Consider the following 26,325-nt stretch of genomic DNA (forward strand, 5'->3'; position numbering starts at 1 on the left):
TCGAGAGCAGACTTAGCATCTTAGAACCTTAGCAACTTAGTGTCTAAAAAATAAAATTATGTTAATCGACTTAAACGAAGATACGTTAGCAGATTTAGTTGCTAAAAACGAAAAAGTAGTAGTACAATATTCAGCTTCATGGTGTGGAAATTGCCGTATTATGAAACCAAAATTCAAAAAATTAGCAACAGAAAATGAAGCTATCACTTTTGTTTTGGTTGATGCAGAAAACTCTCCTGAATCAAGAAAATTAGCTAATGTGAGCAACTTGCCAACATTTGCAACTTTCGTAAACGGACAATTAGTTGGTGAAACGCAAACTAACAAACAAGAAGTATTAATTGACTTAGTAAACGCTATTGTTTAATTGGTTATTTGTTTATTCGTTTAATCGATTAAACAAAAAAACGATTTAACGCTTAAACAAAAAATTATGAAATTACCAGTAATAAAGCATTTAACGCAATTCATCGAAGAAAACGATCAGGATTATATCATTGAAACAATCGAAGTTCTAGAAGCGATGACCGAAATTCCTTCTCTTAAAGATGAAGAATTGGACGTAATCGGTGAATTGATTTCCAATATGTATGGTGCCCTTGAAGTTCAGAAATTAGTTGCTCAAGGAACTGATAAAAAAGAAGCTCTAAATACGTTCATGAAACGTGTGTTAGGCTCAATCGATAAGTAAATCGATCCCCTCCCAAGAATAAATAAAAAAACAAAGCTGAGAAAGCGTTTCTAATTGGAGACGCTTTTTTTAGTTTACAGTGTTCAGCTGCAGTATTCAGTCACAGTTTTACGAAATCTTTGTCAGGCTGAGCGGAGTCGAAGCCCACATGAGTAGCTTCCCATTTTATATTGATAATCTTTGATGATTTGCTATGCGTGGGCTTCGACTCCGCTCAGCCTGACATACACAATAAATCCAAAATTTACCATCTAAAATCTAAAATTATTTAGATAAATTCGTGAATTCGTGGCTATCCAAAAACGATCCTTAATCTCTCCTTAAACCCTTAACAAATACTTTTAGATTAAAATATTAATCCTTACTTTTGAGCCTCATTAATTTTAAACAAAAATCATGGCATCTATCACATTAGGAGGAAATCCAGTTCATACATCAGGCGAATTACCAGCAGTTGGATCGCAATTAGCTGACTTTAAATTAGTACAAAACGATTTATCTGTTGCTTCACTAAGCACTTTCGCTGGTAAAAAATTAGTTTTAAATATCTTCCCAAGTGTTGATACGGGAACTTGCGCAACATCTGTTAGAACTTTCAATGCAAGTGCAAGCGGATTGGAAAACACTACTGTTTTATGTATTTCTAGAGATTTACCTTTTGCTCAAAAACGTTTCTGCGGTGCTGAAGGTTTAGAAAATGTGGTAAACTTATCAGATTTTCAAACTGGTGCTTTTGGTAAAGCAAACGGTTTAGAAATTGTTGACGGGCCATTAGCAGGTTTACACTCAAGAGCAATCATTGTTGTTGATGCCAGCGGAAAAATCGTTCACACAGAACAAGTTGCAGAAATTGCAAACGAACCAAATTACGAAGCAGCTTTAGCAGCACTATAATATTTTCCAATAAATGGAGTTTCAAAAAGATAATACATTTGTTACAGGCCGTTTAAAAAGCATGACTTATGCTTTTAACGGCGCTGTAAAATTAATTAAAACAGAACACAGCATTATGGTCCAATTTTCATTGGGAATCGTAATGACTATTTTAGGTTTTTATTTTCATATTACGCAAACTGAATGGCTTTGTCAAACTCTGGCAATCGGTTTGGTTTTAGCAATCGAGGGGTTAAATACAGCAGTTGAAAAAATTGCCGATTTTATCCATCCTGATTACAGCAAGCGAATCGGATTTATTAAAGATATTGCTGCAGGGGCAGTATTTTTTGCTGCAATGACTGCAATAGCAATAGGCTTGATTATTTATATTCCAAAATTTATTTAGGCAAAGGAAAACGCAAGAATGGCAAAAAATAAAAAAGAAACTGTAGATAAAAAAAACGACAAACAAGAAGGGAATAAAAGATCATTTAAGATATCCAAACAGCAAAAATTTGTTCTAGGATGTCTTTTGGTTCTTTTTTCTATTGCCCTATTAGTCGCATTTATTTCTTTTTATGTTAATGGACAATGGCAAAACGACCAAAGTGTTGTAAACCAACTTGGAGATCGCACTGAAGTTGCTGAGAACTGGCTCGGTAAATTCGGAGCTTTTCTTGCCGATTTAATTATTTACAGAGGCTTCGGACTTGCTTCTTTCATTTTCGTGCGTTTATTTTTCCTTACCGGAATGTTTTTAGCATTAGAGCTTTCAACTCAAAAACTAAAAAACACTTGGTTCTGGGATATTTTTGCCATTATTATCGTTTCTGTATTATTTGGTTTCTTTGCTACTTCTGCCCCAGAATTAGGAGGAACGATCGGTTACGAATTAAATTTATTCCTTCAAGATTATATCGGAAAAACAGGTACGTTGCTTACACTGCTTTTCGGTTTGATTGTCTATCTGATTTTCAAAATCAAATTATCTCCAGAAAAAATCCAATCGTATTTTGATTCTACTAAAAAAGAATTCAAATCAGAATTAGACACTTTAAAACCAGCTGTAAATCAGCCTGAAAGCGCTTATAATTTAGAAGAATTTGCTATTGTAGAAGAAAAACAGGAAGAAGATGATCCTGAATTGGACAATATCCATATCAAGACTGTTGATACTCAGTTTGAACTTAACAAAGAAGCTTTAAAACCAACTATATCTCATTCATCTGAAATTGAATTAAATCCAGTTCTAAAGCCAATTACACCAAAACAAGAATTGCCATTAGTTTCTCCCGATGAAGCTTTCGTAATAGAAAAAGCGGAAGAGGAAGATATTATTGAAGAAAACTTAGCTTCCCGCTTAGTTGCCGATTTCGGATTATTTGATCCAACTTTGGATTTATCCAATTACAAATTCCCAACCATCGATTTATTAAAAGAATATTCGACTGGAGGAATTACAATCAATCAGGAAGAATTAGAAGAAAATAAAAACAGGATTGTAGATACACTTCGTAACTACAAAATTGAAATTGCACAAATTAAAGCAACCGTTGGACCATCGGTTACTTTATATGAAATTGTGCCTGAAGCAGGAATCAGAATTTCTAAAATTAAGAGTTTAGAAGATGACATCGCTTTATCATTATCAGCACTAGGAATTCGTATTATTGCGCCAATTCCAGGAAAAGGTACTATCGGTATTGAGGTTCCGAACAAAAACCCAACTATGGTTTCCATGAAGAGCGTTATCGGAGCTGCAAAGTTCCAAGAAGCAGAAATGGAATTGCCTATTGCATTAGGAAAAACCATCTCAAACGAAACTTTTGTTGTCGACCTTGCCAAAATGCCTCACTTATTGATGGCTGGAGCAACTGGACAAGGAAAATCGGTTGGATTAAATGCGGTTTTAACTTCATTGTTATACAAAAAACATCCAGCAGAAGTAAAATTTGTTTTGGTCGATCCGAAAAAAGTAGAGCTTACACTTTTCAATAAAATTGAAAGACATTACTTAGCCAAACTTCCTGATACAGAAGATGCTATTATTACCGATAATGCAAAAGTTGTCAATACATTAAACTCACTTTGTACCGAAATGGACAATCGTTATTCTTTACTAAAAGATGCGATGGTTCGTAATATTAAAGAATACAACGACAAATTCAAGTCTAGAAAATTAAATCCAGAAGCTGGCCACCGATTCTTACCCTACATTGTTTTGGTTGTCGATGAGTTTGCCGATTTGATTATGACTGCAGGAAAAGAAGTCGAAGTTCCTATTGCGCGTTTGGCTCAATTAGCCCGTGCTATTGGTATTCACTTAATTATTGCAACGCAAAGACCTTCTGTAAACGTTATTACAGGTTTAATCAAAGCCAATTTCCCTGCTAGAATTGCATTTAGAGTAACTTCTAAAATTGACTCTAGAACTATTTTGGACACACAAGGAGCCGATCAGCTTATTGGACGCGGGGATTTATTGTACACCAACGGAAACGACGTAATTCGTGTACAGTGTGCTTTTATTGACACTCCAGAGGTTGAAAAAATTACAGATTTTATCGGCGGACAAAAAGCATACGCTACAGCTTATTTACTTCCAGAGTTTGTTGGAGAAGAAAGTGGCATTAATCTTGATATAGATATTTCCGAAAGAGATACTTTATTTAGAGAAGCGGCAGAGATAATTGTCAACGCACAGCAGGGTTCTGCTTCTTTATTGCAACGAAAATTAAAATTAGGATACAACAGAGCGGGTCGTTTGATCGATCAACTTGAGGCAGCAGGTATTGTTGGTCCGTTTGAAGGCAGTAAAGCACGCAGTGTAAACATCTTAGATTTAAATGCTCTTGATCAATTTTTTAATAATGAACAAAATTAATCCAATCATGAAAGCAAAAATTCAAGAAATCAACAACAATTCTATCACAAACATGACTAAAAAGTGTTTCCAAATGGCAATTATTTTGCTTTTGAGCTTCACTTCTATTCAAGCTCAAGATAAAAAAGCGAAAGATTTATTGAACGAAGTAACTTCTAAAATTAAAAGCTACGACAATATTGTTATCGATTTTAAATATTCTTTGAATAATGCCAAAGAAAACATCAATCAAGACAGTAAAGGAAACGTAACAATGAAAGGAAATCAATATGTTTTGAATTTCATGGGCGTTACCAAAATCTTTGACGGTCAGAAAACTTACACTATCGTTCCTGAAGACGAAGAAGTTACTATTTCTAAAGTAAATGAGAAAGATGATAACGCAATCACTCCTTCGAAAATGCTTACTTTCTTCAATTCTGGCTATAAATACAACATGGACATTGTTCAGAATGTAAAGGGAAGAAAAATTCAATACATCAAATTAGTTCCAACTAGCGGAAAAGACCAAAGAAAAGAAATTTTGTTAGGGGTTGACGTTCAGACAAAACACATCTACAATTTGATTGAAACTGGAAAAAACGGAACAAAAACAACTTTAACCGTTAATTCTTTTAAAACCAATCAGCCATTATCAAAAAATCAATTTACCTTTGTAGCGAGTAAATACCCGAAATACTACATCAATAAATTAGATTAATCAGAAGGTTGAAAATTCTAGACAAATACTTATTAAAAACATTCTTACTTACATTTACCACGGTATTTGTAATCTTATTTTTCATATTCATACTGCAAACAGTATGGCTATTTATTTCAGAACTAGCAGGTAAAGATCTCGACTTAATATTGGTCGTGAAATTCCTGCTTTTTTCTATGCCCCGAATTATTCCGCTGGTTTTACCGCTTTCGGTTTTACTAGCATCTATTATGACTTTCGGAAATCTAGCAGAAAATTACGAGTTCGCCGCCATGAAATCGTCTGGAATCTCACTGCAAAGAGCAATGAGAGTACTGATTATTTTTATTTTCGTTTTGAGTATTGTTGCCTTTTGGTTTGCAAACAACGTTATTCCGTATGCCGAATATAAGTTTGTCAACTTTAGAAAAAACATTGCTCAAGCCAAACCAGCGATGGCTATTGCTGAAGGTCAGTTTAACGATGTTGGCACATACAACATTAAAGTAAACAAGAAAACGGGCGAAAACGGCAATCACCTGACTGGCGTAACAATTCACGAGAAAGCGAATAATATGGGTGAAAATAAAACCGTAATTAAAGCTAAAACTGGTGAACTAGTTAGTAACGAAAAATCTAGCATTTTAAAGCTAGTTTTGAATGATGGTTATTACTATCAAGACGTTACTCCTAAAAAATATGAAGATCGTGCGAAAATGCCTTTTATAAAAGGAAAATTTAAAACGCAGATTATCAACATCGATTTATCTGAACTAAACAAAGTTGACGACAGTAAAGAAAGCATTGCTGGAACAAATGCCATGCTAAATGTTAACGAATTGCGCTATACATTAGATTCTTTGAGCAAAAATCTAGATAACGAAATTGTTTCTTTCTCTGAAAATATCAATCAGCGCGTTGGATTTAAAAAGTTCTTTTCTGATTCAAAAAAAGACATCAAGAAGAAACCGCTTCCAAATGATCTTTTATCTATCTATTCTAACAAAGATAAAGTAGATATTTTAAAAATGGCTGGCAGCAATATTACCAGTAACATTTACTCGATCGAGACCACCCAGAAAGACTTAAAAGATAAACAACGAGACATCAACAAACACCTGACTGCATTGTACGAGAAATTTGTTATTGCATTTGCTTGTTTCTTAATGTTCTTTATTGGAGCTCCACTTGGGGCTATTATTAGAAAAGGAGGACTTGGACTTCCTATTGTATTTGCCGTTTTAATTTTCATTACTTTCCATTTCATCAATACATTCGGAAAAAGGCTATCTCAAGAAGGCGGTATGACCCCGTTTATGGGTTCATGGATGTCGTCTTTTATCCTATCGCCTCTTGCAGTTTTATTGACTTATCGCGCCACAAACGATAATGGATTAATTAATTTTGATGCGATTACAACTCCAATTTCACAACTATTTCAGAAAATCTCTGAGCGGTTTTTACCTGCTCAAAAGCAAAAATAACTATGTCAACAACAAAAATACAATTGAATACCATTGAAGAAGCTATAGAAGATATTCGTCAAGGTAAAGTAATCATTGTAGTCGATGATGAAGATCGCGAAAATGAAGGTGATTTTTTGGCTGCTGCCGAAAAAGTAACACCAGAAATGATCAACTTTATGGCAACTCACGGACGTGGATTAATCTGTACGCCGCTTACAGAAAGCCGATGCAAGGAGTTGGATCTTCGTGCCATGGTGACAAACAATACTGATCACATGGAAACTGCTTTTACTGTTTCTGTTGATTTAAAAGGTCAAGGAGTTACAACTGGAATTTCTGCAGCCGATAGATCAAAAACAGTTCAGTCGTTAGTTGATCCAAATACAAAACCTCACGATTTGGCTCGCCCAGGTCATATTTTCCCATTAATTGCCAAACAAGGCGGCGTTTTGAGAAGAACTGGACATACTGAAGCCGCAATTGATTTTGCACGTTTGGCAGGATTTAAACCCGCTGGTGTAATCTGCGAAATCTTAAACGAAGATGGAACCATGTCTCGTTTGCCAGAATTAATTAAAGTGGCTAAGAAATTTGACTTAAAATTAGTTTCTATTGAAGATTTGGTTGCTTACCGAATGCAACACGATAGCTTAATCGTTAAAAAAGAAGATTTTGATATTGAGACTCGTTTCGGAACTTTCCGTTTAAGAGCTTACGAACAAACTACAAATAAACAAATTCATATTGCTTTAACTAAAGGAACTTGGAATCTTGGCGAACCTATTTTGACCAGAATTCACTCTTCTCAGGTAAACAACGATTTATTAGGCACATTGACTAATAATGCAGAACAGCAATTAGACGATATGTTTAAAGTGATTAACGAGAACGGAAAAGGTGCTGTTATCTTTATCAATCAAGATATGACTGCAGTTAACCTTTTAAACCGAATTTCTGAACTAAAATCATTACAAGCTAACGGAACTTTAAAAGCTCCAAAAGTTATTATTGACAGTAAAGATTACGGAATCGGAGCTCAAATTCTTCATGATATAGATATTTCTAAAATCAGATTGGTTTCGAATACAGAGCAAACAAAACGAGTGGGTATGATTGGATACGGACTTGAAATTACAGAATACGTTAATTATTAATATGGGAACAGTAGAAGAAAGAATTCAAAAATCAGAAACTCGAATTTTTAAAGCGGTTTTCCCTAGCACAACAAATCACTACGACACTTTATTTGGAGGAACAGCTCTGCATCTTATGGATGAAGTTGCTTTTATCTGTGCGACGCGTTTCAGCCGTAAAAAAGTTGTGACGATTTCGACAGGGCAAATTGACTTTAAAAAAGCAATTCCAGCAGGTACATTAATTGAATTAGTAGCAAAAGTAGATAGCGTAGGAAGAACAAGCTGTAAAATTCACGTAGACATTTTTATGGAACAAATGTATTCTGAGCTTCGCGAAACGGTAGTTTCAGGAACTTTTTCGTTTGTTGCTGTCGACGAACACAAGAAACCAACGCCAATTTTAGACGATTTAGATTAATTTTTCAAAAAACATCACTTTCGGGAATACTGATAATTAGACACTTGAAAATTATCTCGAAAAACTTCAAAAAAAAGTCTGAAAAAAGTTTTTATAACCGAAAAACCGTCTTATATTTGCACCCGCAATCAGCAATGATAGCGACATATTGGAGAAATGGCAGAGCGGTCGAATGCGGCAGTCTTGAAAACTGTTGACTGTAACAGGTCCGGGGGTTCGAATCCCTCTTTCTCCGCCAGTAGAAGTTTCAGAAGAAACTTTAAAAGTCAAAAGCCTTTAAACACTAGTGTTTAAAGGCTTTTTCGTTTTTGCACACTTTTCAAAAAGCACATGTTTTATCAAAGAATGGTTACCCTATTAGTTACCCAGCTTTTTTTGAGGTAATTTTTCTCAAAAATGGGTAACTAAAAAGAAAGAATTCCCCGGGAATTCCCTGCTACCAATGGGCTCTCTTAAAATTTTTAATTCAATTTGATTATTAATTTTAAAACTAGATAACATGTTAAAAGTAATTTTTTACCAGAAATCCGACAGAGTAAACAAGAACGGCGAATCTCCAATCTATGCACGTTTGAGCTACAATGGCAAACAAATTTCAATGTCAACCGGACAAGCCATTTCAAAAGAAAAATGGGCCAGCACTAATAACCTTAGAAACCAGCTTAAAATTGAAAAGGAAATAGTAATCAAAAATCTTCTTGATCTATTTCAACTTAATGCAGCCAAAAAATTTACTGAACTCTTCAGAATTGATCCTGAGGTTAACCTTCAATTATTAAAAGCTGAACTCACAGGAAAAGTCAAAGTCGACCAGCCTGAAGGCCCAACCATAATTGAAATTATGGAAACATACAATATATTCTTCACCAAAAGAGTAAATACTGGAGAACGCGCAGCTGCTTCACTACAGAAATACAAAAGAGCAAAGAATTTACTTTTGGATTTCATTACCAGCACCTACAAAAAGGAAGATCTGCCCGCATCTGAAATATCAAGCTCGTTTGTGTTTAAACTGGAACAGTTCCTTAAATACGAGAGTAGTTTTAAAGACCAGAAAGGCATCAAAAACAATTCGGTGGTAAAGTATATGAAAATGTATAAAACTGCCTGCAATTACGCCATTAAAATGGATTTGATTATAAAAAACCCATTCAACGTGTATGACGGCAGACTAAGTGTTAAAGATGCCGTTTTCCTAACCCAGCAGGAACTCAACACAATCGAGAATAAAATATTTTCAACGCCCCGCCTTGAAAAAGTCAAGGATATATTTCTTTTCAGCTGCTATACAGGATATGCGCCCGTCGATGCAATGGATCTGTTCGAAAGAAACTTATCTGAAGATTCAAATGGAAACTTATGGATTATGACCAGCAGAGCCAAAACGGCCATTAGGGCCAATGTCCCAGTACTGCCTACAATTGACAAAATTATTTCTAAATATAAAAATCAGCAGAAAGGTCTTATCCCGAAAATATCGAATCAGAAAATGAATGCCTATCTTAAGGAAATAGCTGATGCCTGCAGCATAGACAAACATCTTACATGGTATGTTGCCAGGCACACATTTGCCACCACTGTAACTTTAGGAAACGGAGTAAGACTCGAAAATGTTTCTGCAATGATGGGGCATACCAATACTAAACAAACCCAGCATTATGCAAAGGTTTTGGATGTGAATATAATGGAAGATATGGAAAAACTGAAATCTAAATTTAGGTAAAATGCTTAAAAAAAAGTTTCTTGATGTGAAACCTACTTTTAAAACTTTACTCAACTACACCTAACTATTAAATTTAAAAAAAATGCTTCAAAACCAATCCTTAATCCCTGATATAAAAGCAATAATTGAGACTTCAAAAGAACGTGCAATTAGAGCCGTCGATAATGAAAGAACTACTATGTACTGGTCCATCGGAAAACGCATTTTTGAGGAAGAACAACAGGGGAAAGAAAGAGCTGATTACGGAACCTACTTAATCAAATATCTTGCAAAACAGTTGCAACCTGAATATGGGAGCGGGTTTTCATACCGACAGTTAAATTGGTACCGACAGTTTTACAGGACTTTTCCAATTGTGTCTACACTGTGGACACAATTGAGTTGGAGCCAATACAAACTACTATTAGCAATTGATAATCAAAACAAAAGAGAATTTTACATTGCAGAAACAGTAAAAAATAATTGGACAGTTCGCCAACTGGAGCGCCAGATAAACAGCAGTTTATTTGAACGACTCCTAATAAGCAGTGATCAAGAAAGTGTACTGGCAGTTGCACAAAATGAAAAACAGCCTTCAGATGCTCGAGAAATCATAAAGGATCCGATGTATTTGGAGTTCTTAGGTTTAAAACGTGAAGCTTCATACTATGAAAAAGATCTGGAAAAGGCAATTATCACTCATCTTCAGGAGTTCTTATTAGAAATTGGAAATGGATTTTCATTTGTTTCCAGACAAAAAAGAATACATATCGACGGAGATGAGTTTTTTATAGACATGGTCTTGTATAATCGATTACTTCAATGTTTCGTATTAATAGAAATCAAAACACAAAAACTTACCCATCAAGACATAGGACAGTTACAGATGTATGTTAACTATTATGACCGAATTGAAAAAAACGACAACGAAAACCCTACTATAGGAATATTGCTGTGTGCTGATAAGAATGACGGAGTAGTTAAATTCACATTACCCGAAAGCAACAAAAGCATAATTGCAAGCCAGTATCATTTATACCTTCCGACTGAAGAGCAACTACTTGAGGAAGTCAAGAAAGAATTGGCAAATTTCGAAGAAGATAAAAAATGATTTTAAAAATAGTCTAAAAGAAATCGATTTATTTCTTTTGGACTATTTCTCACCTCAGTGTTTAGAATGTTAGCCTAGAATGAAAATCTAATAAAAAGAATTATGTAAAAAAATTCAGGTTTCAAGCAGAACACTATTTTGATTCTGAACGTTTCAAAATCATACTTAGTAAACCTGCCTCATGCTTATCTCGAAATTGCCGATGCAGAAATTAACTTTCCTTATTTTATAAGGGTTAAACAACACGCAGGTACAAATAAGGCACACATTTTTTGGAAGAAAAAACATAAAAAAGTCATTTCTTGCACGTAAATTATGACAAATTCAGAAAGAACATAAATAGTTTGTAGTTGCCACAAAAGTAAAAAAATATGCTTTTGTTTTTTTAAAGTTTGCTATAAATCAATCTGATCTGTTTTTTAAGATTACCTCTAAAATCGTAAATTAGAAAACATTATAGAAAGAAAACTTTGCACAAGCATTTTAAAATTGTCAGGAAAAAACAGCCAAATACTAAACCATTTTCCCATTAAGCCAATTGCCCCAAACCCAAATCCATTGTAGTAGTTGTTATGAGCCGGTTGCTTCCAGCAGATAGTCCAATTATTAATCGATTTTAAGCCTATTTTTGGCTAACTAAAATCCTAATTCCTACCTAAATTCTAGCTATCAAAACAGCTGTTAGCAAGGCATTTTTCCTCTAACTTCATTTAGTTTCATTGTCATAGAAATTGCTTCTTTTTCTACCCACTCATTATATTCCTCTATAGCTTGTTGTCTATATTCGTTACCTATATAACCTTCTTCTACTATTTGATTTAAGCCTGACGCTACTTTTGACCATACTCCAACATTATACTCGAAATTATCATTTTCTCTTTCGTAATGCTCATTTGAATTCAGTACTTCTATTGAACTTAAACCAACTTCATTCATCATATCTGATAAATCTTCGGCAATCTTATTATTCATTCCTGCATTTTTCCTCCACTCAAGAAATACTTTATAGTAGTCTTGCATTGATTTCGGTGGTGACGGTTTCCAATCCAATGCCTCATGATTATAATCTAGAATTGATATTTGTCCACTTGGTTTTAATAATTCTTTCATTTTAAATAAAGCTTCTTTTGGTGTAGTTAGCCATTGTAAAACACGTGCAGATATTATTAAGTCGAATTTTTCCTCCGACTGAAAGTCAAATAAATCTGAATGAATTAAATCTAAATTTTTTATCTCCCCATAATTTTTTTTCCCAATTTCAATAAATTTTTTCGTGTTGTCGATTCCGACTACTTTCCCATTTTCTCCTACAATTTTTGCAATATCTTTAGAAATCGCACCTGTACCGCAACCAACATCCAATATTATCATTCCCTTTTCTAGAATTGGTTTCAATGTTCTGTAATCTTTTTCTAAATTTCTATTGTCATACATTTCTGTCGCTCCCTTTTCTTCTCTTTCTATGTGTTTGTTTTCTTTCATCTATTTGTTTGCTTTTATGTGTTTGTTCGTTTTTTCATACTTGTTCCTAATGTGTCTTTTTTTTCAACTGCCCCGTAACTTATTTATAAATCTCTAACTATGTCCGACTCCTTTAAAAAATCTGACTTATAAAAAGACAGTCACCTTTTATTCTTTTATAGCTGTCTGCTTTTCGATTAAACTTCAAAAAAGAGATAAAAAATAATCAATTAAATCATTTTATCTCAACGCATCACTTTAAGCAATTCATGGTACTCGACATTTTTTCCTAATAACATAGTTCTTTTGCTTCTTCTCTGTTGGGGTATAAATATTTGTTGCACAGATTTTCCTGTCTATTGGAACTTATTTTAAAATCCTCAAATTGCAGCTACCACCTTTATACCACAAAAGTTAAGCTTGTTTAAAAAAAATCATCAATGCATGTTTCATTACAGAATACTGATAAACAGGTTTTTACATGTCATCAAATTCAAAAAAGCTTAATTTCGGAACTTTATTATTTAAAGCCCTAGATCACATTTTTTATATCAAAAACCCCAATATTGAAAATAAACAATAATAAGACCTAGCGAAAATAAAATTGTAACAATTATGCTTGAATTCGATATAAACTTAATTTTGAAAATAAAATAAACTATTGAGATTATAGTAAATAATATAAACATCCATTGAATTACAAACAAGTACTCAAACTGATTAGGTATACCAAAAGCAAGAATGTAAAAATTGTCCTGAGCTGCACTATTTATAGCCATAACAAATCCAATAATTGTGAACAAACCTAATAAAGCAGTTATCACAAGAAAATATTTCATAAATTTATTATGTAGTGTTTCTTTTCTTTTTCTAATTAATTCATAACAAAAATTAAAAATTGAAATAAACAAAATAAAAACAGCTATAAAGAACGGAGCAAAAAACAATAAATTGAACTCATTTAGACTATTGGCTAAATTTGAAACTCCTTTACTTATTTTTACATTAGTAATAAAACGGACTTTATTATTTGACTCAAGTTCTTTTACATCCGGACGTTGTGTAGGATTATTTACAAACTCATCCACAATTTTAAATCCAATTTTGGAATAACTTGGTGCGTGACCAGAAACCGGAGCATTTACTAAAAAGGAATTTTTAAACTTCAACACAGTGCTTTTTCCATTAGAAGCAGGAGTTATGGGATCAAATGCTCCCGAAAAAACTAATACTGGAATTTTTAATGTAGATAAATTAGATAAATCATTTAAATTCTTTTTCGATTGTCCATTGTTTAAATTCCATTGATCACAGACTAGAAAGTCTGATTTATAAAAAGATAAACCTCCATTTAATCTTTTGTATTTAATAGCATTTTTATCAAATGCTATTATCGAATTATTAGGAATTGCCTCATTACAGCTCACACAATAATAGGCTCCGTAATCTAACCCCAAAGCTCCGGAAAATGCAGCTACCAAAGAACTTAAAGTACTTTTGTCTCTTTTATTGAATTGGTTAATTAATAAAGGTAATACTTCGATTAATTTTTTTTGATATAGTGATTGTTGAATAGCGACTTTAAAGTCTTCTGCGTTGTATGTAAATTTACCGTCTGATATTATCTTCTTATCTACCTGAACTGTAACAGGGTTTCTGTCTAGTTGTTTTATAGTTTCGTAATAAGTATTTTCTAAATTTGGATATTGTTTATTACAAGCAGGGTCGTTCTCGCATTCATTAAAAACTTTCTTGAGGCTAGTCATATAATTTTCAGTATTATGGTTGTAATACTGAGAAATATCTGAAATCGAAGAATCGAGAATCAATGTCTTAATATCTTCCGGAAAATTATTTGCATACACCTGAGCAGTATAAGTGCCATAAGAAACGCCATAAACGTTCCAGTTTTTATACTTTAATGCTTTTTTTAGAGCATTTAGATCTTTTGCTATAGATTTACTATTATATGCATTTAAATCAATTTCTCTGTTTAATAAATCTTGTCTGCAGGATATTGCTTCAATAGTCTTTTGTTGCTCGTCTTGGGACTTGTCCTGATTTTTTGCTAATATTTCTAAGAATTTCTTTCCTAAATCAGGACAAAATTTTGGTAAAGAATTACCAGTGCCTCTAACATCCACTAAAACAACATCACTATTTTTTCTTAAAGGGTGTTTCAACCAGCTCCAAATTCCTTCAATCCCTCCTGCTCCTGGTCCGCCTTCTACGTAAAACACAGGGTTTAAATTGCTATTTGCTGATGTATGTTTCAAAATCGCAACTGCAATTTTAATTTTTTTACCTAAAGGCTTGTCCCAATTTTCGGGTACATTTAAGTATGCCCACTCTATATTTTCCTGATTAATGGCTTTTTCTTTCGGAAAAAAAGAACTAGTTTTTTCTAATTTTATAGTATTCGCCTGAGAAAACGAAAAAGTTGGCATTAAAGTTAACAGCAAGAATAATCTAAATAGATTTTTCATTTTTAATTTTTATTAATTATTGGTGTTATATTTTTCTTCTTTCAAATAAATATCATCTATATCTCTTTTTAAAGAGACATAACATTTATACTTTTTATCAATTTTTATTTCTTTTAGATTAAATATCTCACCATTGATTTTGGTTGTATTATTAAATATTTCAAATGATTTAAGCGGAATTGTCAGTCCATGTCCATGGGCTTTTATAACGGCCTCTTTTTGAGTCCAATATTCAAAAAAAGCTTCTTTATGATTACTTTCTATAATAGTGTTCCATTCATTTTCAGTCATTTGAAATTTAAAATCATCTATCTCAATATCTGACATCAGTTCTATATCGATACCAACTTCATGTTCCTTACTCAAGATGCAAATGGCGATTTCTCCTGAATGCGAGATATTAAATCGCACTAAATCATTATCAAAGTATGGTTTGCTATATTTAGTGTGCTTTATTACCTTATCATAAGGGTTATAAGTACTAATTTTTTCAATTCCATTAAACAATAATATTCGACCTAAAAGAGATAATTGCGCATCTTGCCACCTCCTATAGCTTTTAATTTTTGCTTGAAAATCGCTTGAAAACTTTGGCAAATAGTTTTTCATTAAGTTTTCGTGATTTTCTTCACACAAGTAGGAATAATAGATATAAATCAAAGTTATTTATGTTTGTTTTTAGAAATTAAAATCAAAATCTAATACTGCATTCTTTTCAAATTCTAATTTATCATCTACTAAATCCAAACTCAATGATGGATTTTCTAGCAATGAGTTTAAAATTTTGCAATATTTTAATGCTATAATTTGTATAGTACTGGCCTCAAATAAATCGCAATTGTAATCTATAATACCTGTTAGCTTATTATTATTTTCAAAAAGGTTAAACACAATAGGCATTCTGCTGTATTTATTTTCAACAGGATAAGAAGTTAATTTAAGCCCATCAAATGTATCAATAGTGTCAAATGAAAAATCCGGATTCTGATATACTAACAATAAATCAAAAAAAGATTGAGAAAATTTTTCGAACGGAAAATCCTGATACTCGTTTATTTCTAATAGATTGCTTTGAATATTTCCCAAAATAGCAGCAAAACTTTGGTTTGAATCGATGTGAGTTCTTAAAACAATCGTTTTAACAAACATTCCTATTTGATTGTTTAACTCTGAAATGTTTCTGCCAGAATCTACAGTTGCTATACTAATATCACTATGATTAGAAATTTTATAAATTAAAACATTCAGAGTCGCTGCTAAAAGAGTATAGAAAGTAACTTGTTCTTTTAGAGCTAACTCTTTCAAGCCAAACGTAATTTCAGGTGTTATTTCAAACATCAATTTATTTCCATTCTGACTTTTGCTCCCAATGTTAAAATCTCTGCGAAAGGAATCTTTAGGCTGATAATTTTCAAGATAATTTTTCCAGAAAAACGCATTCTTTTCGATGTTTTCTTGAACTGTTTTATTATACCACTCTGAATAATCTTTAAATTGAAATTCTAAATTATTTTCTTTTATTCCAACTTGAGAAGTGTTTTCATTATAGTATTTAATGATTTTTTTAGTTAAAATTTCTAATGATAAACCATCCATTATTATATGATGTGTTGAAAAAAGCAGTATAAATTGACTTGTTGCTAATTCAATAAGATGAACTCTCATTAATAAATCATGCTCTAAATCAAATTCTTTATTAAGCAATTGATTAACGGTATCATTTACATCTGTACTTTTTAATTTATCGGTAGAAATTTCAATCTTTATGTTGTTATATGAATTAACTTTTTGATAAGGTTTACCGTCTATTTCAATAAAATTTGTTCTTAAAATTTCATGTTCATCAATTATTTTATTTATTGATTCTGCAATTTTATCTACATTTATGGAGCCTTCTATAGCATATCCAGCTGACATATTATAAGCTATCGAACTATGTTTTTGCTGAGATGTTACCCAAATGTTATATTGTGATGGCGTTACATTATAAAAATCCTTAGGTTCTGATATTGTCAAATTAATTGATTTGCCTGGCCTCAATGTTTGTATATATCTGGCTAACAATTCGATGGTTGGATAATCGAAAATATTTTTTATAGTAATGTTAAATGAAAGATTTTTTGCAATTAATCCCATCAATTTAACAGCGTTTAAAGAATGTCCACCAAGCGCAAAGAAATTATCATTTACACTTATGGGATTTGTACTATTTAAAACAATTGCCCAAAAATCTGATAGTTTATTTTCTAGTTCAGAAACAGGCGCTTTAAAAGCATTATAATCTTTATTTTGCTGAATACTTCTTTGTGATAAAGATTTTCTGTCTATTTTCTGATTTGGAGTAAGTGGAAATTCATCTAAAAAAATGATTGCATTTGGAATCATATAGTAAGGAAGATTGCTCTTTAAGATCTCAAAAATTCTTTCTTTCTCAACCTCGTCACTTTTTAAAATATAAGCTACTAAAAAAGCTTCGTACTGATTTTCTTTTTTTGCAATTACAACCGATCCCTTAATCCCTATTATTTGATTTAATTGTGCCTCTATATCGCCCAGCTCAATTCTATATCCTCTAATTTTGACCTGATTGTCATTTCTTCCTAAAAACTCAATTTCTCCATCATCATTCCATTTACCCACATCTCCAGTTTCATAAAGCAAACTAGTATTATCAAACGGATTTTTTATAAATTTTTCCTGTGTTAATTTTTCATTTTTATAATATCCTCTTGCTAAACCATCTCCTGCAATATAAATTGCCCCAGATGTTCCAATTGGTTTGAGGTTTAAAAATGAATCTAGCAGGTAAAATTGTGTATTATTTATTGGCTTTCCAATATTAGAAGCGTCTTCTGGGCATTCTATTTTTTTTATACTTGACCAGATGGTGGTTTCCGTTGGTCCATACATGTTCCATACCTCTAAACTATTATTGATTAATTTTTCAGCCAATGCTTCGCTTAATAAATCACCTCCACACAATACTTTTAACTCTTTATTTCCCTGCCAATCTGCATTAAACAACATTTGATAAAAACTTGGTGTTGCCTGAATTAAAGTAGGTCTTATCTTTTCTATTTTTTGGATAGTAAAATTTGGATCTGATAAAATATCCTGACTTGCAATATACAGAGTAGCTCCTGATATTAAAGGAGTAAAAAATTCTAAAATTGAAATATCAAAAGAATAAGTAGTAACAGAAAATAATATATCATTTAAACTTACTCCAGGCTTTTGTTGAATGCTTATCAAAAAATTAAGCAAAGACTGATGGGCAATTTCTACTCCTTTCGGATTTCCTGTTGAACCAGATGTATAAATTATATAAGCTGTCTCTTTTGATGAAATTATTGAAGATCGATTTCCATCGAATGCATGTATTGCTTCTAAAATATTTTCTAATGACAATATTTCTACATCTCCAACTTCAGCTAAATCATATCCATTTTCATTAATAAGCACTTTACTTTGGCTATTATCAACAATGTAGCATAATCGCTCTTTTGGAAAATTTGGATCTAATGGAATATAGGATCGGCCTGCTTTAAATATTCCTAGTAAAATAGCAACCAAATTAGCAGATCTGCTTAATAGAACTGCAATTGGCGATTTATCCTCTTCTCCAAAAGTGGCAATAATATATTCTGCTATTTTATTGGATAGTTGGTTAAGCTCTGAATATGAAAAAGATCTATAATCATCCTTTATGGCTATTTTTTCTGGTGTTGTTAATACTTGTAGCTCGAATAAATCTATTACTGTCTTGTCTCTTGGATAATCAGCTTGTGTATTGTTAAATTCTTTTATTAATTGACGCTCTTCATCTTTAGTTAAAAATTCAAGTTCTTTCAGCTTTTTATCTGGAGAAGTTAATATGGAATTAATTAAATTTTCAAAATGATTGACAACATCTGTTATTCTTAAATCATCGAAATAATTAAGATTGTAATCAAAGTCAACTTTTACGTCCTCTAAATCATCAAACTCTCTTATATATATAGCCAAAGCTACTCGTTCTGCCTGATGACTTAACGGAATAACTTTCGTTTGCGTATTTTGAAAATTAGTAGCATAATTTTGCTTTTCATAAGAAAGTGTAATATTAAATAATCTTTCTTTTTCATTAAAAATCTGCAGTTCCTGAATTAGTTTGCCTAAAGAAAATCTTTGATGGCGATAATCATGTCGTAATTGATTTTTTATTGCAATGATCAAATCTTCAATAGAAGCTTCAAAATCCAAAGCAATTCTTAAAGGAGAAATTCCCATAAAGAGCCCCACCGTTTTCTTATACTTTGATTTACTTCTATTTAAAACAGGCAAACCTATTGCAAAATCATTATTCTCATGTTTCCTTCCAAAATAAATGTATAAAAATGCTAGAATTAAATTAAAAGTGGAGCATTTATATTCTGAAGCTAATTTATTTAACTGATTATATACCTCTCTTTTTATAATTAATTCTTTGCGACTGCTTTTATTTATTTTTATCGCATCATTTATTTTATCAAAAATGTTTTCAGGCAAAGACTTAAACTTTTGTACCCAATATTTTTTATCTTCTAAAAATGATTCGGAATTTTGATACATCTCATCATCTTCTACAAAACACTGGTAACTGAAAGGGTACAATGTTTTAACCTCTCCAAATTCAAAAATCTCATTATAATTTTGAACTAATCTCTGGAACATCAGAGAAGTTCCCCATCCATCGGTTATAATATGATGATAAACAGAAAATAAATAATGAAAATCATCTGTTACTTTAACTATAGTAAAAATATGCAAGAGATTTTTATCAAATAAATCAAAAGGTTTCATAAACTCCTTTTGCATATAAGATGTGGCTTTATTATATGCGTTCTCGTCCTTAGAAAAATCAACGAATCCTAATCTCGAAGTATTTGTTTCTACTATTTTTGCAGTTACATTTTCCTGATTTTTTACCAGCGTAATTCTATAAGCATCATGCTGATTAATAAGTTCTATATATGCTTTATTTAATATTTCAACATCTATTTGTCCTTTGATTTCAATCTTTGCTCCAATATTATAGATGGGTTCATTAGGATGTAATAGCTGGTCAAAATATATATCTTGTTGTGGTAAAGTAAATTTCATATTAAAAAAAGATTCGCTATGCTTATTTATTTGTTGCTCTTTTAAGTATGGATTTTACCATAAACTTTCTGTATTTAAAAGCTCATTCTCCATTTTAAAATCTTTTACAATCTGACCATAATCAAATTTAATTATTCTGTCAACGTGCTTAAAGTAAGCATCATCGTGCGTAACCGCTATAATTGTTTTCCCTTCTTCTTTTAATTTGGGAATCAGAACTTCATAAAAATATTTTCTAAAGTGTGGATCCTGATCTGCAGCCCATTCATCTAAAACCAAAATCGGCTTGTTTTCCAGAAGAGCAAATATCATTGACATTCTCTTGCTTTGTCCTTTAGAAAAAGGTCGTCTTGCAGATTCTTCTTTATCATCAACAATGACTTTGTCTAATTTCATCACCTTTAATAACTCCTGATAGTCCTGATTTTGTTCTAGTAAATAATCATCGTAATTATGTGAAAATATATGATTGTCTGTAAAAACTGCCGATATTAAATTTTGAACCGTATCATACTGATTAACAGTTTGGTCATTCAAAATTATTTCTCCCTGAGATGGCTTATACAAACCTGTCAAAATATTAATGAATGTACTTTTACCGCTTCCATTTCCTCCAATTACAAATATTGTTTCTCCTTTTTGTATTGAAATATTTATTGGTCCCGCTGCAAAAGTCTTTTCGTTAGAATCGTTTTCATAATTGAATCTGACATTACTAAATTCTAAAGTATTAAATGCTTGGGGAGCTAAATTCTGGGCCGAACTAAAAACTTCAGCAGTATCAAAATCTTTGATAAATTTTCTAATTCTAGTATTAGCAACCGTTAACCTGGTGTAAATATTTTGCATATTTATTAAGTTATTGATTGGCCCCGAAATAAACAATAAGATGACTACATAAGAAATAACATCTTCTCTTTTTAGTATTCCAATTTCTGGCAGTAAAAAAAGTATTGCTCCAATAACCAAATATAATCCGTACTGGCTTATTAAATTAATGGATAAAAACACGTAGTTTATATTAAAGTCTAGTTCTTTTGCATTTTCTCTATTTGGAGATAAATGATTATTCATCAAATTTTGCCTCCTATTAGCACTTAACTTAAATCCTTTAAATCCTTTTATTACATCATCAACGTATTTATAATAATGCTCGTTGTACTTTCTAAGATTTTTTACTTTTTGAGACATTGTACTGATTACAAAAAAGTAGATAACGGCTATTAAAGTAATTAAAGCAATAACAACTAAGGCTCCAGAGACAGATAACGTAAATAAATACATAAGACAAAGTAGCAGCATCAACAAAGAATTAATAGAATGCGTTACTACTTCAGGAAAAGAGGAAAATATTCGTAAATCTTCAATTGCAGTATAGAATCGTTGAGAGCCTAATTTCTCTATTGTAATCAATGGTGTCTTTAAGATTTTATCGAATATTTTTTTTTCGTTTTCATATAATATTTCAAAAGAGTATTTATTAATTTTCTTTTGAAATATTATATTAAGCAAATATGTATATATAACTATTGAAGCAAAAACGATTCCCATGTAATCTTTTAAGAAATCCTCTTTTCCTGAAATTACATTGTTCATGATGTAAATTATTCCAAAGCTCAAAATGGTGTTGGGAACAGAATACAAAACAAGATAAATGGCATTTTTAATTGAAACTTTAACCATTTAATGAACAAATTATTTTTTTAAACTTTTCAACAAGTGATAAGTTATAATCTGAAAGCCATGTTTATTCCAGAAAGAAACTGCCTCTGTATTTAAACAAGAAACCTGCAATTCAATGACTTCAACATTCAAATTTTCAAACCACAAATTTGCTTGATTAATTAATTTTGACCCGACACCATAGCCTCTATACTCTTCATTTACAATTGTTTCATGAATATACCCTCTATTTTTAACAATGAATCTTTGATTGATAGTACAACTTAAAATCATCATTCCAACAATCTTAGTGTTAAAAACGCAAATAAGAATTTCAGAATTTGCATTTTCAATTTTATCAAGCAAAACATTTTTAGTTAAAATAAAATGATTATCATCAATTTTAAAATTATTATTAAAATTTTCATGATAGAAATACAATTCCTCAATCAAAAGAATCAGTTCATCACAATCAGCAGTTTCAGCAGTTCTAATTACCATAAATAAACGATTTTATATATTCTTAAATAAATTTCTTATACATCCGAAGTAATTTCTGAGGACATTTTTTTCATTAAATATATTTTCATCTAATCCTATTTCAATATTTTCATTGGTAGATGATTTTTCCCATGTACAAAAAATTCTATCCCATAAAGGAGTAATTGTTCCAAAATTTTTATTGAAATGCTTCTCATTAATTGAATGATGAATTTTATGCGTAATTGGTGAAATAAAAATCCACTCACCAATAAATCCAAAAGTCCATGGTATATTAGAATGTTGAATATGACCTAACCAGCTTGTTAAAATGAAGAAAAAAACATAACTTTCCAAAGGTACACCAATTAAAAAAATAGGAATTGAAAAAAGAATGCTATTTATTGCTATCTCCATAGGATGTAATCTTGCAGTGGTCATTACAGTCATTTCAGTAGCAGAATGATGAAACTTATGCAACTCCCAAAGTGGTGCAAAGAAATGCAGTCCCCTATGAGTCCAATATAAAATAAAATCTAATATTAGTATAAACACAACATTTTGCAAAAAAATATTAGGTATGTATATTTCTAATAAATTGACTTTAGCAACGCCTAAATATTCTGGAATAACTAAACTTAAGCCAAATGAAAAAAAAACAGCTAATAATTGTATGAAGTTAGTTAATTTAAAAATATAGCTAAAAAAGTCATTCTTAAGACTATCCGATTCAAAGGAGACTAGTTTCCTTAAAGAAGAATACTTCCACCCAATTACTACTATTTCTAAAAAAAAACAAAAAAGGACAACAGATAAAAATATTAGAAATCTTTCGATGGAAAATATCCCCCGAAAAAAGGAATTTAAATTATTTAGCATAATATTACTTTTATTAAAAAAGTCCAAAAAACATGTTTAGAAAAAACCTGTTTTTTGGGACAATTTATATTTTACTTCTATAGACTATAAACATTCAAGGATTCTTTTAGAGGTAGTAAAGTCTCATCAAAAAGGAATTTTACCTTTTCCTTCCCTTGATTCAATACCTCGATGATTTGTTCATTTGTCATCTTATTATCTCTAAAAGGTCGTAGTTCTGCCAATAAAATATCTAAAAACTCTTTACGGTCATTTTCAGTGAAATCCCTACCTGCAAGTTCTAAAGATTTAGCCTCCATATGAAGAGATTCGTACCAATCAATAAAAACCCTTTTATCTTTTATTGAATTTATTTTATCAGTAATACTTTCGACGCTTTCTGATAAAAACACGCAATTTTTTTGAATCATATATTTATTATCTATACCATTTATGTATCCCACTTTTGAAGGCACATATTTCGGTAAATCTATATCTAAACCGGTTCTATTTTTAATTTTTTCTATAATTTCCTCCATAATGTAGATGTATCCAATAATTTCCTCTCCACCTTGAAAGTATTTCGCACCCATACTAAGAGTCATTGCTGCAATTCCAATTTGTGGGTAAAGCCATTCTGTAACCGTTGGATGAAATCCTAGTCCCAATTCTTTTCTTTGGTATGATTTTAATGATCCAAGAAATGAATTTTCATATAAATGATTACAATAATCCATATCAACTACGGAACCATAGTATAACATATGTTCTACAAAGTAATTGCTTATCTGGGAAGTTAAAACAATACTATGCTTACTAACGTCAAATCCTGAATTAATAAAGTCCTGAACCACATAAAAAGTTCTGTTTCTAATAAATTCTCTTTCGTGCGGATACATAAAATGAGCTAATAGGTCATCTAATACAACAATTGTTTCATAATCATCCTGGCATTCCACCAACGATTTCATAGCTCCAAAATAATGACCTAGATGTCTAGGTCCAGTAACCGGATTATGGGCACTAATTAATATCTCTTTTTTCATTATTATTTTTTAATTTTACTTTTAAAAATTTGATTAATAAAAACCCTACCAAGGGATGAAACTGTTTTCAATAAGATTAGACAACCTACGAATCGGAATCATCTTCATTGATAGGGTTTAAATAAATAAGTATTATTGAGCTTTTAAAACACTAATTAAATATTATTATTCGCAATCTTGTTTGATATCGCTATCATGAATGATAATATTCTCATCGATCATATTCATCATTCTTAATTTATCCCTTGTTATTTCTAACGGCGTACTTAACATTGGTTTTACATTTTCAAATGTAGGTGTCCCTTTAAGATCAATTTTTTCTTTTGAAATTTTTGATTCTACTGATTTTGATTGTACTGATTTTGTTTTCATAATTAAATTTTTAAATTAAACATTATATATTTTCACTCAATAATACTCTTATATCTGTCGTCTTGCCGAAAAAGTTTTCTTGGGATTCATTACTTCTCCAAGAATTCATTTTATCAGACCGCTGCCATATCTCAATCAAAGATTTTTCCAAAATACTGCCAGCATTCCACTCTTTTTCATTTTCCACGTCAACTCTCTTAAGTTTTACCGAAACATAACAAAAACCTTGAGGAGTGATCCTCATCAATCTTTCTCCTGTTCTTGTTAAGAAACTTTGATCATCTAACATAGTTTCAAATTCCTCTTCTTTGATATCGTTTGTAATTTCATTCCAAGCCGAATCTGCAGGTTTAATTATTTTATTCCTAACTAAATCTCTCAATTGTAAATTTGCTCTGTACAAATCGTCATTGGATGGCAGATCATCCGTCAATCCTATACCTCGGCCAGCGATATAAAGAGGAGCAAAACTATATCCCAACGGAGAAAATGGAGAAATCAATTTCCCAATATCGTAGATTTCATTGACATTATACTTGGTTAAAACAGTACCAACAATGAATGGGACTTTATATTTCTGCATCAACTCTAAACCTTTCATAACTTTTGAAAAATTTCCTTTGCCTCTGTATTTTTCACAACTTTCCGCATTAACACCATCTAATGTAGTTTGCAGATAAACAAAATTTTTCAATTTGCTAAGCTGTTCAAAATCTGATTCATCAGTTACTGTTAAATCAGAGCCAATAGAAACCATTAAGCCAAGATCATCCGCGTATTTTACCATTTGATGCAAATCATCTTTTCTTGTAAATGGATCACCGCCTGTAAATCTTACATAGAAAACACCAGATCGAACAATGTCGTCTAAAATTCGCTTCCAATCACTTGCTTGTAATTCTAAGTTAATATCAACAAAAGGACTACTAAAATATGAACAATAAGTACATTGCCTTCCACATTTATTTGTACTTTCAATTTCTACACCTAAAGGCGTATAGAAATAATCCTTAGAAAACATATCTTCTTGAATTTCGTCAAAATAAAATATAGCTTCCGAAACAACATCAGAATTTTCTTCTCTACAAATATCCCTTTTTGAGAGATAGTTTATAAATTCTTCTATTTCTATCCAAGAAGATTTTGAAATATCAAAATTGTTATTGATTTCATTAAAAACTTGCTCGATTGTTTTTGGTTTCTTTAATGATTTTATGATTTCATAACCAAATTTATTAAAGAACCTAACTGCCCTTCTTTGGTTAATTAGTACGATACAGCCAAACTGCTCTTTTCTTATTTTTAATTCAGAGTTTAAAACAAATTTTTTCATTTTATTAGTTTATAGATTTAGATTATAATTAGTTAGTTAAAGATTTATATCATATAAAAGTGCATCATAAACTTGATCACACTTCACTATTTCTTTTGACAATACACATTTAAAAGTGAACCCGTTTTTTATTAATACATTGATTGAACCAATATTATCTGCAAAAACTCTCCCATAAATTCTATTTAAACTATATTCCTTCTGAATAGTGACTAAATATTTTTTAAGGCAATAAGTCATAATTCCTTTATTCCAAAAATCTTCCGCAAGCCAAAAGCCAATTTCTCCAGTCTTCTTATAGATATCTTTTTGAATATTAATTCCAATACCTCCAATAACTTCACCATTGTATTCAATAATTTGTTGAGTGTATTTCGGTAAAATCTGGCAGAATAAAAACCAGTTCTCAGCATCAATTACAGTATAAGGATTTGGAAAAGAATCTGCTAGAAATTTGCTTACCTTAATATTATCTGCATTTTTTCTTAAAGAAACTAAATCTCTTTCCTCAATAGTTCTTAAATTAATTTGTTGGTTATCCAT

Annotated in this window: 22 protein-coding genes and 1 tRNA gene; 12 read left to right on the plus strand and 11 right to left on the minus strand. The window is 31.3% G+C overall.

Annotated elements, in window-relative coordinates:
- The first annotated feature begins 58 nt into the window (after nt 1-58).
- From RB618_RS18675 to RB618_RS18730, 12 genes are all read left to right on the plus strand, one after another.
- Nucleotides 59-367 carry a co-chaperone YbbN gene (locus tag RB618_RS18675; RefSeq protein WP_008462030.1) on the plus strand — a complete coding sequence of 103 codons (309 nt, stop codon included), beginning with the start codon at nt 59-61 and terminating at the stop codon, nt 365-367.
- A 66-nt stretch (nt 368-433) separates the two neighbouring features.
- On the plus strand, nt 434-691 hold the full coding sequence (locus RB618_RS18680; RefSeq protein ID WP_008462029.1) for a hypothetical protein: 258 nt from the start codon (nt 434-436) through the stop codon (nt 689-691).
- 396 nt (nt 692-1,087) lie between these two features.
- On the plus strand, nt 1,088-1,585 hold the full coding sequence (tpx, locus tag RB618_RS18685; protein ID WP_308070148.1) for a thiol peroxidase: 498 nt from the start codon (nt 1,088-1,090) through the stop codon (nt 1,583-1,585).
- Between the two features lie 13 nt (nt 1,586-1,598).
- Nucleotides 1,599-1,973 (plus strand): diacylglycerol kinase family protein, encoded by a 375-nt coding sequence (locus RB618_RS18690; protein WP_308070149.1) that lies wholly within the window; start codon nt 1,599-1,601, stop codon nt 1,971-1,973.
- 18 nt (nt 1,974-1,991) lie between these two features.
- Nucleotides 1,992-4,451: a DNA translocase FtsK gene (locus RB618_RS18695; protein WP_308070150.1), complete on the plus strand. Its 2,460-nt coding sequence runs from the start codon at nt 1,992-1,994 to the stop codon at nt 4,449-4,451.
- Between the two features lie 7 nt (nt 4,452-4,458).
- A complete protein-coding gene (locus RB618_RS18700; protein ID WP_111377989.1) occupies nt 4,459-5,151 on the plus strand; it encodes an outer membrane lipoprotein carrier protein LolA in 693 nt (230 codons plus the stop codon).
- A gap of 8 nt (nt 5,152-5,159) precedes the next feature.
- Nucleotides 5,160-6,614 (plus strand): LptF/LptG family permease, encoded by a 1,455-nt coding sequence (locus RB618_RS18705; protein WP_308070151.1) that lies wholly within the window; start codon nt 5,160-5,162, stop codon nt 6,612-6,614.
- Between the two features lie 2 nt (nt 6,615-6,616).
- Nucleotides 6,617-7,750, plus strand: a complete 1,134-nt coding sequence (ribB, locus tag RB618_RS18710) for a 3,4-dihydroxy-2-butanone-4-phosphate synthase (RefSeq protein WP_160783599.1) — start codon at nt 6,617-6,619, stop codon at nt 7,748-7,750.
- A 1-nt stretch (nt 7,751) separates the two neighbouring features.
- The gene (locus RB618_RS18715) at nt 7,752-8,150 is read left to right on the plus strand and encodes an acyl-CoA thioesterase (protein ID WP_095931760.1); all 399 of its coding nucleotides are present in this window, start codon (nt 7,752-7,754) and stop codon (nt 8,148-8,150) included.
- 150 nt (nt 8,151-8,300) lie between these two features.
- A tRNA-Ser gene (locus RB618_RS18720) sits at nt 8,301-8,388 on the plus strand.
- A gap of 261 nt (nt 8,389-8,649) precedes the next feature.
- Nucleotides 8,650-9,873 (plus strand): site-specific integrase, encoded by a 1,224-nt coding sequence (locus RB618_RS18725; RefSeq protein ID WP_308070152.1) that lies wholly within the window; start codon nt 8,650-8,652, stop codon nt 9,871-9,873.
- An 82-nt stretch (nt 9,874-9,955) separates the two neighbouring features.
- Nucleotides 9,956-10,963: a PDDEXK nuclease domain-containing protein gene (locus RB618_RS18730; protein WP_308070153.1), complete on the plus strand. Its 1,008-nt coding sequence runs from the start codon at nt 9,956-9,958 to the stop codon at nt 10,961-10,963.
- Nucleotides 10,964-11,644: 681 nt separating this feature from the next.
- Here the strand turns inward: RB618_RS18730 and RB618_RS18735 are convergent.
- From RB618_RS18735 to RB618_RS18785, 11 genes are all read right to left on the minus strand, one after another.
- Nucleotides 11,645-12,445: a class I SAM-dependent methyltransferase gene (locus tag RB618_RS18735; RefSeq protein ID WP_308070154.1), complete on the minus strand. Its 801-nt coding sequence runs from the start codon at nt 12,443-12,445 to the stop codon at nt 11,645-11,647.
- Nucleotides 12,446-12,975: 530 nt separating this feature from the next.
- Nucleotides 12,976-14,910: an alpha/beta fold hydrolase gene (locus tag RB618_RS18740; RefSeq protein ID WP_308070155.1), complete on the minus strand. Its 1,935-nt coding sequence runs from the start codon at nt 14,908-14,910 to the stop codon at nt 12,976-12,978.
- A 12-nt stretch (nt 14,911-14,922) separates the two neighbouring features.
- The gene (locus RB618_RS18745) at nt 14,923-15,519 is read right to left on the minus strand and encodes a 4'-phosphopantetheinyl transferase superfamily protein (protein WP_308070156.1); all 597 of its coding nucleotides are present in this window, start codon (nt 15,517-15,519) and stop codon (nt 14,923-14,925) included.
- Nucleotides 15,520-15,588: 69 nt separating this feature from the next.
- Nucleotides 15,589-20,031, minus strand: coding sequence for an amino acid adenylation domain-containing protein (locus RB618_RS18750; RefSeq protein ID WP_308070157.1), 4,443 nt, complete (start codon nt 20,029-20,031; stop codon nt 15,589-15,591).
- Nucleotides 20,032-20,085: 54 nt separating this feature from the next.
- On the minus strand, nt 20,086-21,714 hold the full coding sequence (locus RB618_RS18755) for a cyclic peptide export ABC transporter (RefSeq protein WP_308070158.1): 1,629 nt from the start codon (nt 21,712-21,714) through the stop codon (nt 20,086-20,088).
- Between the two features lie 12 nt (nt 21,715-21,726).
- Nucleotides 21,727-22,194: a GNAT family N-acetyltransferase gene (locus RB618_RS18760; RefSeq protein WP_308070159.1), complete on the minus strand. Its 468-nt coding sequence runs from the start codon at nt 22,192-22,194 to the stop codon at nt 21,727-21,729.
- A gap of 12 nt (nt 22,195-22,206) precedes the next feature.
- On the minus strand, nt 22,207-23,052 hold the full coding sequence (locus tag RB618_RS18765) for a sterol desaturase family protein (protein WP_308070160.1): 846 nt from the start codon (nt 23,050-23,052) through the stop codon (nt 22,207-22,209).
- A 77-nt stretch (nt 23,053-23,129) separates the two neighbouring features.
- Nucleotides 23,130-24,077: a hypothetical protein gene (locus RB618_RS18770; RefSeq protein WP_308070161.1), complete on the minus strand. Its 948-nt coding sequence runs from the start codon at nt 24,075-24,077 to the stop codon at nt 23,130-23,132.
- Between the two features lie 165 nt (nt 24,078-24,242).
- Nucleotides 24,243-24,449 carry a hypothetical protein gene (locus tag RB618_RS18775; RefSeq protein WP_308070162.1) on the minus strand — a complete coding sequence of 69 codons (207 nt, stop codon included), beginning with the start codon at nt 24,447-24,449 and terminating at the stop codon, nt 24,243-24,245.
- 22 nt (nt 24,450-24,471) lie between these two features.
- Nucleotides 24,472-25,782 (minus strand): radical SAM protein, encoded by a 1,311-nt coding sequence (locus RB618_RS18780; protein ID WP_308070163.1) that lies wholly within the window; start codon nt 25,780-25,782, stop codon nt 24,472-24,474.
- 36 nt (nt 25,783-25,818) lie between these two features.
- A complete protein-coding gene (locus RB618_RS18785) occupies nt 25,819-26,325 on the minus strand; it encodes a GNAT family protein (protein WP_308070164.1) in 507 nt (168 codons plus the stop codon).

This window comes from Flavobacterium sp. LHD-85, from assembly GCF_030929595.1.
GTDB lineage: Bacteria > Bacteroidota > Bacteroidia > Flavobacteriales > Flavobacteriaceae > Flavobacterium.